Genomic DNA, 2,067 nt, shown 5'->3' with positions numbered 1-2,067 from the left:
CCGCCGTCGTACTTGTACGTGACGGTGAGCGGCTTGCCCTCCTCGTCCACGTGCTCGGGGCGCTCGTCGGTCAGCGAGATCGACAGGCCCTTGTTCAGGAACGCCATCTCCTGGAACCTGCGCGACAGCGTCTCGAAGGAGTAGGCCGTGGTTTCGAAAATCTCCGGGTCGGCCCAGAACGTGATCGCTGTGCCCGTCTCGCCTGACTCCTCCTGCCGAACAAGCGGCGCGACGGGAGCACCTGCCTTGTACTCCTGCAACCAGCAATAGCCAGCCGTCCTGATCTCCACCGCGAGGTGGGTGGACAACGCGTTCACGACGGACAGACCAACACCATGCAGACCACCGGACACCGCGTAGCCGCCACCGCCGAACTTGCCGCCCGCGTGCAGGACGGTGAGCACGACCTCGACCGCGGGTTTGTTCTGTCCTGGTACGACATCGACTGGGATGCCGCGGCCGTTGTCCACCACGCGCACGCCACCATTGGCAAGGATCGTGACGCCGATCGTGTCGCAGACCCCTGCAAGGGCCTCGTCGACGGAGTTGTCCACGATCTCGTACACCAGGTGGTGCAGGCCCCGCTCACCGGTCGAACCGATGTACATGCCCGGGCGCTTGCGAACGGCTTCAAGCCCCTCCAGCACTTGAATCGCGCTGGCGTCGTACGAGGGCGCGGGCGTGGCGTCTGCGCCGACGACGGAGGCCTGAGCGGTGTAGTCGGACGTCCCGGTTTCGGTCACGAAGCACCCTTTCCGACACAACGCACCCCCGCTCCCGTCTCACTTCGACGGGGCGTTCACGGCGTCGTGTGATGTTGGTCAGTTGCCGGTATCGGCCCAGTGGACGCCCACCCCGTGGACATCCTTCAGCAGGCCGGTTCGCCGGTTCAGCATACCTGAGCTACCGTCAAAAGTAAGGCGAGAGGTTACGCAAAGGCACCTTTGGTGGCTTGGGGGCCTTGCGGTCTCATCCCCCCACGCGAGCTGGTCGCTATCGCCCACAGTTGGCCTTCTGGGCCTTTTGAGTGCGGGTTGGCAGGAACGGAGGAAGAAAGTCACTCCGCCGCGACGCAGGGAGGCCCCTGGTGGGCCTTCGACGGGGGCGCTGAACCGATATCGCCCCAGTGAGAAGGTGATCGGATGTGCAGCCGCACCGAAGGCTCTGCACGGCGCGAGTGGGCGTTCCGCGAAAGCGGCGCGCTACCTACAACTTGTGTCCGCGACGGTAGTGTGCGCCGAGTCTGGCGAGTGGCGGGACACCTGGGCGTTCACGCGCTGGATGAACCAGGAGCTCTGACGTTGCGCCAGCTCTTTCGCCGCCAGGGTTCCCGAGGAGAACACGTGACTAGCCCTTCCGCCCGTCCCCCGACGCTCCCGGCCAAGGACGACTCCGACTACACCGCTCGGCACTTGCTCGTCCTGGAGGGCCTGGAGGCGGTCCGCAAGCGGCCCGGCATGTACATCGGCTCCACTGACAGCCGCGGCCTGACCCACTGCCTGTGGGAGATCATCGACAACGCCGTCGACGAGGCCCTGGGCGGCCACTGCGACACGATCGAGGTGGTCCTCGGCGCGGACGGCTCCTACCAGGTTCGAGACGACGGGCGCGGTATACCCGTCGATACCGAGCCCAAGACCGGCCTGTCCGGCGTTGAGATCGCCTACACCAAGCTGCACGCAGGCGGGAAGTTCGGCGGCGGCTCGTATGCCGCCTCCGGCGGTCTGCATGGAGTCGGGGCCTCGGTGGTCAATGCCCTCTCTTCCCGCCTCGACGTGGAAGTCGATCGGCACGGTGCCACCCATGCCATCAGTTTTCGTCGCGGCATTGCCGGAAAGTTCGACGGTGACGAGCCCGACGCGCCGTTTCGAGCCGCAGACGGTATGACCACTATGGCCAAGGTGCCGAAGACCCGCACCGGCACCCGGATCCGTTACTGGGCCGACCGGCAGATCTTCCTCAAGGACGCCAGGCTCTCCCTGGAGACGCTGCACAGCCGCGCCCGGCAGACCGCCTTCCTGGTGCCCGGCCTGACCATCGTGGTGCGTGACGAGCGGCTCACCGAGA

The 2,067-nt window shown here is 66.1% G+C and carries 2 protein-coding genes; one reads left to right on the top strand and one right to left on the bottom strand.

Features of this window, described 5'->3' with window-relative positions; genetic code table 11:
* Positions 1-647, bottom strand: a 647-nt coding sequence (locus ABZ449_RS42035; protein ID WP_360357430.1) for an ATP-binding protein, incomplete at its 3' end; no start/stop codon positions are given.
* 696 nt (positions 648-1,343) lie between these two features.
* On the opposite strand from ABZ449_RS42035, the gene ABZ449_RS42030 reads away from it, so the two are divergent.
* The coding region (locus tag ABZ449_RS42030; RefSeq protein ID WP_360357427.1) for an ATP-binding protein at positions 1,344-2,067 on the top strand (724 nt) is incomplete at its 3' end.

Source organism: Kitasatospora sp. NPDC005856 (genome assembly GCF_040629945.1).
Lineage (GTDB): Bacteria > Actinomycetota > Actinomycetes > Streptomycetales > Streptomycetaceae > Kitasatospora.
This window is presented reverse-complemented; position numbering and strand designations above follow the sequence as displayed.